5 protein-coding genes are annotated in these 13,876 nt (G+C 52.7%); 2 read left to right on the top strand and 3 right to left on the bottom strand.

The window, feature by feature from the left end:
* Nucleotides 1–189 precede the first annotated feature (189 nt).
* On the top strand, nt 190–2,748 hold the full coding sequence (locus NDI52_RS21205; protein WP_190770066.1) for an HAD-IC family P-type ATPase: 2,559 nt from the start codon (nt 190–192) through the stop codon (nt 2,746–2,748).
* Nucleotides 2,749–2,943: 195 nt separating this feature from the next.
* Here the strand turns inward: NDI52_RS21205 and NDI52_RS21200 are convergent, their stop codons facing one another.
* Nucleotides 2,944–4,029 carry a hybrid sensor histidine kinase/response regulator gene (locus tag NDI52_RS21200; protein WP_190770067.1) on the bottom strand — a complete coding sequence of 362 codons (1,086 nt, stop codon included), beginning with the start codon at nt 4,027–4,029 and terminating at the stop codon, nt 2,944–2,946.
* On the bottom strand, nt 4,026–9,773 hold the full coding sequence (locus tag NDI52_RS21195) for a PAS domain S-box protein (RefSeq protein WP_190770068.1): 5,748 nt from the start codon (nt 9,771–9,773) through the stop codon (nt 4,026–4,028). Before NDI52_RS21195 ends, NDI52_RS21200 begins: the two co-directional genes overlap by 4 nt.
* A 648-nt stretch (nt 9,774–10,421) precedes the next feature.
* Here NDI52_RS21195 and NDI52_RS21190 point away from each other — a divergent pair.
* Complete coding sequence (locus NDI52_RS21190) at nt 10,422–11,321, top strand: alpha/beta hydrolase (protein WP_190770069.1); 900 nt, start codon at nt 10,422–10,424, stop codon at nt 11,319–11,321.
* A gap of 205 nt (nt 11,322–11,526) precedes the next feature.
* Here the strand turns inward: NDI52_RS21190 and NDI52_RS21185 are convergent, their stop codons facing one another.
* A complete protein-coding gene (locus NDI52_RS21185) occupies nt 11,527–13,731 on the bottom strand; it encodes an alkaline phosphatase PhoX (protein WP_190770070.1) in 2,205 nt (734 codons plus the stop codon).
* Nucleotides 13,732–13,876: the final 145 nt, after the last annotated feature.

Here is a 13,876-nt window from a genome sequence, read left to right as displayed (position 1 = left end):
GCGCTTCGCGCACGCGAAATCAAGGGTTTCAGAAAAACTGCCCAGAGTATTGTTAAACAAAATTTGGGGTTTCAAGAAGTTTGTGCTCCTACAGGCTTTCTCAGACCCAACGAAAATGGGCAACGCTGTAAAGGGTGGGCGATCGCTATAGAATGCTGGAAACGCTTTGGCCGACTATACCGTACTGTAATGACCTCATCTGCATTCACTGCATCCACCGATCTTCGAGGCCTTTCTGAGCAGGAGGTAGCCACACGCCGCGCTGCCGGGCAGGGGAATGAACTACCCCTGCAAACGAGCCGCACCTATTCCAACATCTTGAAGGACAACCTGTTGACCTTCATCAACATGGTGTTGTTTGGAATTAGCGTGATCCTCATTTTATTGGGGCGAGCTGACGATGTCGGCGTGATTGCTTTTGTAATTTCGGCCAATGCGATCGCCAATATTGTTCAAGAAATCCGCGCTAAGCGCAAGCTGGATGCCCTCGCGCTGGTGAACCGCCCTAAAGTAACGGTGGTGCGGGATGGGACGGAGCAAACGGTGGATCCCAACGACCTGGTACTGGGAGATGTGCTGGTCGTCACACCTGGTACTCAGATCGTGGTGGATGGCACCGTTATCGGTGGCGGTGAAATCAATATGGATGAGTCTCTGTTGACTGGAGAATCCGATCTGATCGCCAAGCACCTGGGAGACGAGCTTTACTCAGGAAGCTTCTGCGTGAGTGGCTCCGCTCACTACCAGGCTGACAAGGTAGGCCTTGATAGCTATGCCAACCAGCTCACCGCTGGAGCCAAAAGTTTTCGCCGCGTCCTTACCCCTTTACAGCAGGAAATTAACCTGATTGTACGGGTGCTGCTGATCACCGCCATCTTTCTCTGGCTATTGGCTGGGATCTCGATGATGATGGGTTTGACGCCCTTCGCCCAGAGCGTGGAGAATGCTGCCGTTATTGCAGGCCTGGTGCCCAGTGGCCTGTTTTTGATGATTACCCTGGCCTATGCTATGGGATCCCTGCGCATGGCTGATCGTAATGCCTTAGTGCAGCAGGCCAATGCGGTAGAATCCCTCAGCCATATCAATATGATCTGTTTAGATAAAACCGGAACCTTGACGGCAAATCGGATTCAGTTACTCTCGGTGTTGCCTATTGGGATTTCTGAGGCTGAGTTGCGATCGCAACTGGGTCAGTACGCTGCCAGCGCCTCCTTTAGCAACGCGACGAATGAGGCGATCGCCCGTGCCTGCCCAGGCGAAAAACGCCCTGTGGATCAAGAGATTCCGTTTGCCTCCGCCTACAAATGGAGCGCCCAAACTTTCAAAAGCTTCTCAGATTCAGGTGTTTGTGTCCTGGGTGCCCCTGATATCCTCAAGACGGTCGTGCCCCTGGATGCAACAATAGAGCAAGCGATTCAGGATGGTGCTGCCCAGGGGCTACGGGTCCTGCTGTTTGCTAAAACCCACACTCTCATCTCTCTGCAAACCGCCCAGGTCGGCCTGCCGGCGCTACCATCCGATTTACGGCCCCTAGGACTCTTGTTTTTTGGGGATGAGTTGCGGCCCCGCGTCCATGAAACTTTAAGCCGCTTCCGTGAGGGAGGCATTCAGGTGAAAGTCATTTCAGGAGACAACCCCGCCACGGTCGCTGCCTTGGCGACGCAGGCCGGGCTTGGCACAGATCTCCCATCCATCTCTGGACCTGAATTAGCAGAGATGGACGAGGCCCAATTCACCCAGGCGGCGATGGAGTCCACCATTTTTGGCCGCATTACTCCCGACCAAAAAGCCCAGCTTGTGAAGGCATTTCAGGGTGAGGGGCAGTATGTTGCCATGATGGGGGATGGGGTCAACGATGTGCCCTCCCTGAAGCAGGCTAATCTGGGAATCGCTATGGAAAGCGGTAGCCAGATTACGCGGGGAGTCGCGGATATGGTGCTCCTGAACGATTCTTTTGAAGCCCTTCCCGATGCCTTTCTCGAAGGACAACGCATTCGCAATAGCATTCAGGACGTGACCAAAATCTCTCTTGTGCGAGTATCTGCGTTTGTCATTTTGATGCTGACCCTGGTTATGCCGGGGCTGATTTTTCCCCTGACCATCAAGCACAATGCCGTTCTGACCCTGCTAACGGAAGGTATTCCTACCCTGGGGGTAACGCTGTGGGCAAAACCCGGTAAAGAGTCGCATCGAGGGTTGGTGCGATCGCTCGCCACCTTTGTGCTGCCTGCTATGGCATTTCTGTCCCTGTTTAGTCTTCTGGTGTATATCGGCTACACGGTCAATCAAATTACGCCACTGCTGCGATTGCTCGATGGCAACACCCCTCTGCGCAACTTGGGCCAGGTCATTACCCAGGAACGCGTGATTGAAGCGCTGTTTGCGGCCCGCAGTGCTCTGGTCGCCTTTCTGGTGTTTTGCGGGCTGCTGCTGATTCTGCTGTTGAAGCCCCCTACGCGCTTTTGGGTGGGTGGTGCACCACTCAGTGGTGATTTGCGCTACCCCTTTATGGCGCTGGCGATGTTGATCATGTTTGGGGTGTTACTGGTGGTACCCGGTTTGCGATCTGCCTTTGATTTGACCGTGCTACAGCCTATCAACTATTTGACGTTATCGCTGCTGGCTTTCGTCTGGGCATTGCTTGTTCGCATGGCCTGGCGCAACTGCTGGCTAGAGCGCTTCCTCCAGATGAATCTGTCAGGTTCGCCAACCCCTCCGCGTCCCTTCTCCATGCGACGCCCGAATTAACTTGCATCGCTCCAGGGCTCACACATCTGAATGCTTTTCATACAGCGCTTTTCAATCGCTTAAAATCCGGTTGTTTTTGTGAGAGCCGCTCTGAGTTCGGCTCTCACAAAAACAACCGTGGCTGATTCAAGCGCAAAGCGCTGTAAGTGATGCAGGGGTGGTATGGCGCGTTTCACGCGCCATACCACCCCTGCATCATGCTGCTAATGCTGCCAGGGTAATTTCAAAAATGGCACCTTTAGGCTCATTATTGCGGACGCTAATTTTGCCTCCGTGGGCTTCTACTACCATTTTGCAGAAGGCCAGGCCCAAGCCAATTTGCGATACATCTGGCATCAGTGTGCCTACTTCATACTTCTCGAAAATCTTTTGCTGCAAGCCCTCAGGTACCCCCGGGCCAGCGTCGATGACTTGAATTTGACAATGCCCTGAAGATGGATAGTCTACCTTCACCATAATTTCGCCCTGGCGGGGAGAGAACTTGATGGCGTTGGAGATGAGATTATCCAAGGCCCGGTGCATAATGGCCGGATCCGCATACACCGTTTGTTGCGGCACGTTCGGCAGATGGCTGACAAGAGATTGTTTTTTCTGGGCTGCGATCGCCTCAAAATTTGAGACCGCTGACTGCACCAGCGCCACCATATCCACCTCTGTGCAGTTCAGGCAAATTTTTCCCGACTCCAGCAGCGCAATCTTGAGCAGGTCATCAATCAACCCCTGTAATGCTTGAGCTGAACCATGAATCTGTGAGAGCTTCGCTTGCTGCTTTTCGGGGGGATACCCGGCAGTTCTGAGAACATCCAGCCCAAAAAGAATACTGCTGAGCGGATTTCGCAAGTCGTGAACCACCATGTTGACCATGTCTTCCCGCAACTTCAAGAGGGTTTGCAGGTCGTCATACTGGTGTTTAATGCGTAGCATCGATTGAACCCGAGCCCGTAGTTCAATCGAGTTTACGGGCTTGCTGATAAAATCGTCTGCACCGGCCGCCAAACACCGCGCCAGGTCTGCCTTCGAGTTCAACGCCGTAACCATAATGATGGGGATGGCCTGCCATTTGGGTTTCGACTTAATGTGCTGGCACAGCTCAATGCCATTGATTCTAGGCATCATGACATCCAGCAAGATCAAGTCCGGGAGACAGGCATGGAGAGCGGCGATCGCCTCCTCTCCACCGGCTGCATAGTGTAATTCGTAATCCTGCTTGCTCAGGAGGGCCTCGATGACCATAAAGTTATCTGCTTCGTCATCGACCACTAAAATATAAGGCTGCTTCATAGGTCATCTCCATGAGGCACTAAAAGGTCAGCGATCGCCTCTACCAGTTGCTTTAGCTTGATGGGCTTGGTGATGTAGTCATTGGCCCCGGCCGCGAGATAGCGATCGCGATCGCCCTCCATTGCGAAAGCCGTCATTGTAATGATCGGCACACTGCTCAAACGAGGGGTCTGGCGAATTGCCGCTATGGCTTCCAGTCCGTCTAGCCCTGCCATTTGAATGTCCATCAGAATCAAATCGGGAGACTGGGCCTGAGCGAGGGCGATCGCCTCCTGACCACGTTTAGCCAGCAGAATCCGATAGCCCTTCGCTTGTAGATAACTTGAGATGGTACCAATATTGGCCTCATTATCTTCTGCTAATAGAATGAGTGGGCCTGCGTCTGGGACAAAGGTGGCTGCCATGGATTTCCGGCTTGTTGCGCTTTCGGACCCAGAAGCTGCCGATGGTACACAAGGCAGATCAATCGTGAAACAACTGCCCGCTCCGACCTCGCTGGTCAGGCGTACCTGCCCGCCATGGAGTTCAACAATCCGCTTGACCAGCGCCAACCCCAGCCCAGTTCCCTCGTACTTGCGGTTGAGTGCACTATCAATTTGTATGAACGGTCTAAAGAGCTTACCGATATTTTCTGGAGAAATTCCAATTCCGGTGTCAGTGACAGCTAACCGCAAAAATCTCTGAGATTGATCGCCCAAGGTTTTCCCCTCTTGCAGGCTCACCTCCAACGTAATCTGCCCTCCCTCAGGGGTAAATTTAACGGCATTGTTGAGCAAGTTGATCAAAACCTGCCGAATGCGGCGCTCATCAACCCATAGGTAAGGGAGGTCGGAGGGCAGATTGAGAAGCAAATCAATCTTCTTCTTTTCTGCCTGTTGCTTGAAGAATGCCATGCTGGCATTGCACAAAGGTGTGACGGCTGTTGGAATGCAGTCCAGCTCCATTTGCCCGGATTCAATTTTGGCAATATCTAAAATGTCGTTGATCAGCTCCAGCAGATGGTGACCACTGCGTTCGATGGTTTGAATTGCCCTGAGCTGTTGGGAATTGATTTCACCGAAAACGGCTTCAACCAATCCCTCGGTCATCCCTAAGATGGCGTTGAGTGGGGTGCGTAACTCATGGCTCATGGTGGCGAGAAATTCATCTTTTAAGCGCGTCGCTTGGGCCAGTTCCTCGTTAGTCCGTTGCAGTTCTGCCTCTGCTTGTTTGCGAGCCGTGATGTCTTGAAACATGCCCACAATGCCGACCACCTCGCCGGCCCAGTTTCGCAGTGGGGCTTTATGAGTTTCAAGCCACCGCTGTTCCCCATTGGGAAGGGTCAAGGTTTCTTCAATACCCAGTTTGGGCTCTTCCTCCTCCATGACCCAACGATCAGCTGCCTGGTAGGCTTCTGCTTCGAGCGGGGTTGGTGAAAAATCAAAATCTGTTTTGCCAATAATTTCGTCTGGAGACTGCAAGCCCAATGTTTTAGCGAGCTGTTGATTACAGCCTAAAAAGACAGACTGCTGATTCTTCCAAAGCAGGGGGAGCGGAACAGTATTGACGACTGTCTGAATGAACTGTTGAGACTCTTGCAATGCCTTCTCCGCTTGTTTGCGCGCGGTGATGTCTTGAATCAACGCCAGCACGTAGAGCTGTCCCTCGCTGCTGGAGAGGAGTGAGGTTGAAATGGCAATGGTGCGTCGCTGCCCGTCTTGCCGCTGAATGTCCCATTCCTCCGCGATCAGGAAGTCGTTTTCGTGCATGCGGGTCATGCGAGTCCTCGCCTGCTCTTGGGTTTCCATATCGGGGAACAGGATGTGCCATCCCAGGGTATTGATTTCCTCCTGGGTGTAGCCTGTGATCTGGAACATTTGCTGGTTCCAGACGGTAAAACGAAGATAGGGCAACTCCTCAAGAGCGTGGCAAACGCACAGCCCTTCTGCCATGTTTTCAACAATTTGCTGGCGGAAGGCGTTTTCCTGTTGAATGGTGACTTCGGCCAGTTTGCGATCGGTAATGTCGAAGCGAACGGCGAGGTATTGAAACGGCTGACCTTGGGCATCTAAAAATGGAACCAGAGTACTTTCCACCCAGTACAGGCTGCCATCCTTGGCACGATTGCAAATCTCGCCCTTCCAAATCTCGCCCTGGGCAATCGTACTCCATAGATCTCGGAAAAATTCTGGAGGATGGTAGCCCGAGTTGACCAGACTGTGGGTCTGGCCAATCAATTCCTCCTCGGAGTAGCCGGAGATGGCAGAGAAGCGATCGTTGACATAGGTAATCACTCCCTGGGCATCTGTGATGGCAACGATCGCCGCTTCATCCAGGGCCAATTTGAAATCAGATAACTCCTGAATCAACCGCTGCCGTTCCACTTCGGCTTGTTTGCGATCGCTAATGTTAATGTGGCAACCAATCATCCGGAGTGGGTTACCCTCAGCATCCCATTCAATGACTTGGCCCGAACAAATTACCCATACGGTTGAGCCATCCTTATGGCGGTAACGCACCTCGTTGTAATAGGGAATAACGCCTCGGCTTTGAACATGGTGCTTAAAACACTCCCGGGTTCCTGGCAAATCCTCGGGAAAAATTAGGGTCTCCCATATCCCAGGTAGGTTGGGTAGTTCCTCATCGGTATAGCCAAACATTCGCTTGAACCCGGGGCTGAGGTATTCTTGCTGGTTCACCAGATCAGAATCCCAATAGCCTGCTAGGACCACATCAAGAATTTGTTCAAGCAAATGGAGCTCTACGCGTGCCTTTTCGGCTTGCAATCGCTCTGCTTCTGCGCGTTTGCGATCGGTTATATCGCGAATAATAATCAGCACTTCCCGCTCATTGAGCGGGGCAACTCGAACTTCCTCGTGAATGGATTCACTACCCGTGTTGAATATCTGCTCGTAAACCTGTAAAGACCCGGTTTCAATAGCACGGTTAGCGTAGTAAAGCCGCTGCTCTGCTAGCTCCTGGGACAATACGTTGAAAATTTCAGGTTCTGTCGCTGACCAGTCCGGCTGTCTAACCCGCACCCCGCTGCCTCCTAGCATGCGGCTGTAACGCCCCTCGCAGTCCATCTGAATGAGGAGATCAGGGATGCTCTCAACAATAGTGCGATTGGTTTGTTCACTCTGCTGAAGGGCGGCTTCTGTGCGTTTGCGTTCGGTAATATCCCGAATCATAAATAGAGCTTCATCGTCGCCGCTTTTAATGACCCGCACCTCCTCGTGCTGGAGGTAATCGCCCAGTTGAATTTGCTGCTCATAAATTTGCAACTCACCGGTTTGTACAGCCTGATTCAAATAGTGCCACTGGCGTTCGGCCATCTCCGGAGGCAACAAATTCAGCATCGATTGGCCAATAGGGTTGACCCCCTTCTGAATAACATCCAATTGTTGGTATTGGGTCATGTATGCTCGATAGACGCCATCTATCCCCAACCGCATCATCAAGTCAGGAATTGCCTTTAAAATGGCGCTGCTCTGGGCTTCGCTTTGCTTCAAGGCCAGCTCGGCTTGTTTGCGATCGCTAATATCTCTAACCAACGCCAATACTTCGTTGTCGTTGTAAGGAACAATACGGACTTCTTCAACCTGGGTTCTCCCGTCAATGGAAAGGTCCTGTTCATATATCTGAACCGTCTTGGTTTTTAAGCCCCGCTGAACAGCCTCCATCCGTTTCTGGGCTGCTTCAGGTGGCAAGGTTTCAAAGACATGGGTGCCGACCATCTTGGGTAGATTACCCACAATATCGAAGTTAGGGGTGGCTACAAACTCCAGGTAAACTCCCGCCCCATTGATCCGCATAATCAAATCAGGCAATGCGTCGATCAACGCTCGGTGATGGGCCTCACTCTCCTGTAGAGCCTTTTCCCAACGCTTGCGTTCGGTGATATCGCGAATAATTTTTGAAATTCCTGTAATTCGACCTGCTTCATTTTTTAATGGTGAAACGGTAATGGAAACTTCCACCGGGTTCCCATCTTTGTGAATACGAACCGTTTCAAAATGCTCAATTCGCTCGCCCCGTTGGAGTCGTTCGCTGATGGATGGCTCCTCGTCTTGAGGCTTCAGCGGAAACAGCATAGAAATGGGTTGTCCCACGGCTTCCGCTCTGGTATACCCAAACAGACGTTCAGCTCCAGCGTTCCAGCTGGTAATTATGCCATCTAACGTCTTGGTGATAATGGCATCATCAGAAGATTCCACCACGGCTGCTAGCAAGCGCGCTGTCTCTTCATTTTGTTTGCGATCGCTAATATCCGTCAGGCTGCCCACGTACCCGGTGATATGCCCTGAGGTATCCTGTTCGGCTTCCATCTGCACCAGTACCCAACGCACGGTTCCATCAGGGTGCAGAAAGCGATACTCCATCAAGAATGAGCGGCTTTCCTGAAAGGCGCGAGCCGCTTCGGTGACTACCTTCTCGCGATCGTCTGGATGAATTCCTCGATGCCAGGAGAAATCGAGGGAACAGCCGGGAAGGAGGCCCGTAATCTCGCAGCAGCGTTGGTTGACATAGATGCAATTCCCTTCCGCATCGGTACGAAAAATACCCACCGGAACGCTGGCAGCCAGGGTCGCATAGCGCTGTTCGCTTTCTTGCAGGGAAAGGAGGGTCTTTTGTCTCTCCAGGGCAAGCTGCTCTAGGGCTGCTTCTGCCCGCCGCCGCTCCTCCAGTTCCTGGTTGACCCGCTGGTAAGCAGCGTGTAATTCTTGGGTGCGCTCCTCTACTTTTTGTTCCAGAGATGCGTTCAAGGTTTGCAGGGAGCGATCCAGTTCTGTTTGGTGGAGGGCGATCGCCAACTGCACAGATAGTTGTTGTAGAAAGCTGACATCACTTTCGTCCCAGCATCGTGGAGATGTGCACTGATGAACGATTAGCAACCCCCATAAGGGTTGATTAACTTTGGGTGGTCGCAGGATTGGCATCACCACAGCAGCCCGCACTTGCGCCTCTTGCAGCCGTTGAACATGCTCTCCCGATAGGTGGGTCAGATCAATATCTGCAACTGCGAAGAGACTGCCCTCCTGACAGGCTGCACTCAGGTCATCGGGAAAGGATAAATCAATGCGGGGCGTATCCAGGCATGAGGCCCAGGGAGTGGCAATCGCTTCTGCAACAATCTCCCCCTTGCCATCTGGGCTGAGCTCGTAAATGAGGATGCGATCGCTTTTCAAAAACTCGCGGGTGTCGTGGGCGATCGCGCTCAAAATCTCGGTGATGTCGTGATGTTGCCGAGTGCGGGAGGCGATATCAGCCAGCAATGCCTCCTGCCGTTGCGAGCGCAGCAGTTGCCGCATCAAAGTTGTATGCTCGCGTACCTGATTGATGCAGGTGTAGAGGGAAACGGATGTAATATCCCCTTTTACCAAATAATCAGCGGCTCCCAGCTTCATCGCTCTGACTGCCGTCCGCTCGTCGCCATGCCCCGTTAAGACAATAACGGGCGATCGCCGCTCTGATGGCTCCGCCCCAACCATCTCGAGAAACTGTAATCCATCCCCATCAGGCAACCGCACATCCAGTAACACTATGTCGGGATGGTGCGATCGCCATAGATCAAGCCCTACAGCCAGGGTGCCTGCTTGCAGAAAGTGGTAGGGAACGTCACTGGCAGCTTTTAGATACTGGATGTATGTCGCACGGGCGACCGCAGAATCATCCACCACAAGAATTGTAAACGGGGTCGCTGGCAAAGCCTGAAAAGCATTGACACTACCCTGAAAACTGTAACAAGGGCGTACGTTGGACATGATTGCGGGAGGAGAAGGTTAGCCAACCAGGAATCAGGGATGAGTTAGCCACTTATGTTTAATATGCCCACTGGCCTCATGAGATCACAAAGAGAGCAATACACTCTAGGAAACGGATGCATGGATGGCATCAGGGGTGGGTTTTAGCATGCCTTATCGTTGTTTTCCTCGTTGACGTAGCCCTGTCGTGTTAGTTAGGAAATCAAGAGCAGTGTTCCACGCGCTCCTGATTTCTCAACTAACACGGCACTGGCAATCAATCGGTAAACATCATTCAACTCAACTTCATAATGCTGTGCGAAGCTTCGCACAGCATTATGAAGTTGAGTTGAATTGAGTTAATTAGCCTCTGCTGGCAGTATTTTGTAAGGCTCTGCTGCGTTACAGAGGTGTGTTGTAGAACCTCCCATAAGGTTAATTTTTCTATGCATTTCGCATACGAAAAAATATCCTTTCAAACAGATCCTAACCCCTGGGGGGGCATCGCTATACTTGCGTCATATAACCCTTTCTGATCCGGTGAGGTACGAGAGATAGATGTGAGATGCCATCCCATATCTATCTCTCGTACCTCACCAAATTGATTAGAGATGCTGTATAAGCTTGCCAAGGTTCGCACGACCTGTTGATTCATGACACCCATAATTCATGCCTTTTAGGGAGCCAAACGTAATTTTGTTTTTGCAGCATGGTTGGGCCGATGACAACCGGGCCATGCTGAAATTAGGAGAACAACTCGCTATCCCCGGTACAGAAGTGGTGGCGTCCAGCCTCAACTACGTACAAACCTGGTTGCGGATTGACCCGCTCATTCAGGAAGTGGAAGCGATCGCCCAAACCACCATGGCCCGTCATCCTGGTATTCCTTTGCGGATTGTGGGGCACTCCATGGGCGGGCTGATATGGCTGGAAGTTTTGAACCGCAATCCCTCCTGGCGCGCCAATGTGCATTCTCTCGTGCTGGTGGGGTCGCCGGTGGGTGGTGCTGATTTAGGCCGTATCCTCGATCCATTACAAGTCGGGGTTGGTATTGCAGGCGATTTGGGCAAGAACCGGAAGGCGCTTGCTGCCCACATTGCTGCCATAGTGCCCACCCTGATTATTGCTGGCGACCTGGACGGAGGTAGCGATGGAGTCGTTCCTGTGGAATGTACCCGCTTTCCACATGCCCAGTTTGTGCGGCTCCCAGGGATTTCCCATCCCGCTCTCCGCAGCCACTCCAGTGTGGCTGCGACTATCCGCGAGTTCTGGGTCGGGCTCCAGGTGGGAGAGGCGGTCGTGTTAGATGACGTGATTCATCGGTTACATGCGGTCCCCGGCATGACCGATGGCCATATGCGGGATTTTGCGAAAAGCAAGGTTCTCTTCCATCTGAAGAATGGGGGGACGTTGCGCACCTGGACAAACGTATTTGGGGTGGCTCACGTCTTTGTTGCCGATGCCGAAGGGACATGCCGATACGCTGGGTTTGTAGGCTGGTTACATAATTCGGATTTGCAACGGGCGATCGCTAATATTCACCAGGATGAACATCTGAGTATTCAGTAACTTGAGTGCGAGTTAAGGGATTTTCACGTAGAGCAGAGACACAAATCCAATATGAGGATGCGCCTCACTGACAAAGACATGAATTGTTGTGTAGCAAAGCCACACAGCAATTCACGCAGAGAGTCTCTTTTTGAGTTTTGAGAAGCTTAGAGAAGCCAGGGACGACCCCCCAGCTTGAATTTGTCAATGATCGAACTCTAGATTATCAGACCAGGGCTTGCCCATTTGTACGCCTGATTGCAATTAGGGCAGGTTTAGGTGGATTATTGGGGCCTTTTCCGGGCCAATTCGACCCGACAGGCACCTCCCGCTCCTGCGCAAACTCTTCGCCTGCAGTGGTCTTCATGGCAAATTTACGAGTTGCGGTCGCCATATCCTGACGTCGACCATTAATTTCTCCCGGGTGTTGCACCGAGATGAACAGAGTGCGCTGATCGCGGCTAAAGAACGGCCCCGTCATTTCGCAATCCATAGGGCCAAAGCCGAACAGGTAGGCCTCGCCAGCGTTGGGGCCAGATGTGGGAATGTACCACACTGAGTTGTTGCCATAAAGGCCACGCAGATTGGATTGACTGATGGCCTTGCCTTCAGCATCCACACGGCTGGTGATCTCCTTGTTGTGGCGATCGCTCGACATATCCGTTACCATCCACAGGTTACCTTTGCTGTCGAACTCCAGGTTGTCGGGGTTGGCAAAACCTGCGCCTCCCTCGGCGGGTTCGCCCCCCAGGGCCATACTTTCCCACCGAAACGTCATGGAGGCGGGGTCAGCTTCTACCAGCTTGACAATCCAGCCATACTCCCATTCAGATTCGCCATTGGGCGCCTGGAATACCAGTTTGTTGGGGCTGCCGTCGCTGCCGCTGGGAGCACCCGAGGTGAAAGCAATATATAGAGTGCCATCAGGAGCCAGTTCGGTGTCTTCGGGCCGGGCTGTGCAGGTAGCCCCGGCGGCATTGGCGGCGAAGTGTGCGTCAATCAGGATGGCACCCTGCACCTCTTCAGGGGCACCTGTGTAGAGAGCACCTAGCGTAGGAAATTGGGATTTGTAGGTGGCGATCGCTCCATCATCCTCGACCTTCATCGTGCCGCCATCGGGACGATTAGGCAGGGTGATCATGCCACCGACATGGATGCTGGGCAGTTCGGGGTTAACAGGAGTATCTGCCTTTAAGGGAATCCAGCTGCCTGTGCCATCTGGGTTAAATTTGGCAGCGTAAAGCATGCCACTTTCCATCAGACGCGAGTTGGCCTTGCTGGTGGGGTCGCTGACGGTGCCTGTGCTAACGAACTTGTAGACATGGCCACCACGGCGATCGCACCCCCCATACACCGCCAGTTGCTTACCCGCTTCTGCCCGAATGCCAAACCCTTCATGGCGATAGCGCCCCAACCAGGAGTGCTTGGTGCCAAAGTCACGAGGGTTTGCCGGGTCAATCTCCACAGCCCAGCCATATTTGTTCCCTGCCAGGCCAAAGACATTACCCAGGCCGTCAATACCTTCTTTGCCAACCAAAAAGGCCTTCTTGGCGGGATCGAAGGAGGTCCCATCAGCATGGATTTGTTCCGGTACAAAGTCCTGGAAGTTCTCTTCTGCGCTCAGCACCGTTCCCCAGGGTGTCGTACCACCAGAGCAGTTGTTGAGTGTGCCCACAATCCGATCGCCCAGGCTATCGATATAACCGATACCGCTGGTCTTCCGAAATACCGCTGCTGCTGGCCCGGTCGCTTTCAAATAACGACTATCTTCCAGCCCAGACATACCGGTTATCCGGCGATCGGCATTGGAATTTGTGCGCACCCAACGACCCTCTGCATTCCGCTGCACAGAGATGACCGAGAGCCCAATATCAATCAACGCCTCTTTGCAATACTCGGCAATTTTCCCCTTCAAGGGATCGCTGTCAGCCAAACCAAAGGCGTTGATGCCATCCTCCCCCGCTGCCTCTGAGACCGCAACCATATCAGCAATAGGGATGGATTTGCCAACGACCTCTTCGTAGGTCTCGTTCCAGGGGGTAGCGCTGATGTACTCGTGGTTGTTGATCAGGTACCCTTCACCGGGAGCCGTCTCCAGAAAAGAGATGTAATCGCTGTTGTAGCCAAACCGTGAATCTCCAACGGGGTCACCCCAGGCTGCAACAATGTCATAGGTAAAGCCGTCCGGCAGTACGACATCATCCTGTACTGCAAACTTGCTATATTCCACGGCTTGTCGGAACGGTGCAACCCCATCGGTTGCTACAGGCATTGCCCCTTTGATCGGGGTAAACGGAAGCTCCGCAGAGATTGACTCAGCTGCAGCAGGAGCACCTCGCAAAAAAGCCCCATTTTGAACCAGGGGTTGTAGTGCAACGGAACCGGCACTGGCACCCAGGAACGCCAGGAAATGTCTACGTTTGAGGGTCATAAAATCTGGATGTGTTCTCAACTCAATGAATGCAGCTATTAGTCGGGGCTTTGGTGTAACAAACCATCATTTCAGGGAAACCCTGAAAAGGCCCCTTACCTGTCACGCGGGGGTATTCTGCTGTTCAAGCCGCAAGCCTTATCGA

This window comes from Leptolyngbya sp. PL-A3 (assembly GCF_039962325.1).
Lineage (GTDB): Bacteria > Cyanobacteriota > Cyanobacteriia > Elainellales > Elainellaceae > Vacuolonema.
Note: the sequence above shows the minus strand (reverse complement) of the source record. Positions and strands in the feature narration are given on the sequence as shown.

Excerpts from the sequence above, each read along its gene's own strand:
- NDI52_RS21195 (WP_190770068.1), bottom strand. The coding sequence starts at position 9,773 with ATGTCCAACGTACGCCCTTGTTACAGTTTTCAGGGTAGTGTCAATGCT.
- NDI52_RS21205 (WP_190770066.1), top strand. The coding sequence starts at position 190 with ATGACCTCATCTGCATTCACTGCATCCACCGATCTTCGAGGCCTTTCT.
- NDI52_RS21200 (WP_190770067.1), bottom strand. The coding sequence starts at position 4,029 with ATGAAGCAGCCTTATATTTTAGTGGTCGATGACGAAGCAGATAACTTT.
- NDI52_RS21190 (WP_190770069.1), top strand. The coding sequence starts at position 10,422 with ATGCCTTTTAGGGAGCCAAACGTAATTTTGTTTTTGCAGCATGGTTGG.
- NDI52_RS21185 (WP_190770070.1), bottom strand. The coding sequence starts at position 13,731 with ATGACCCTCAAACGTAGACATTTCCTGGCGTTCCTGGGTGCCAGTGCC.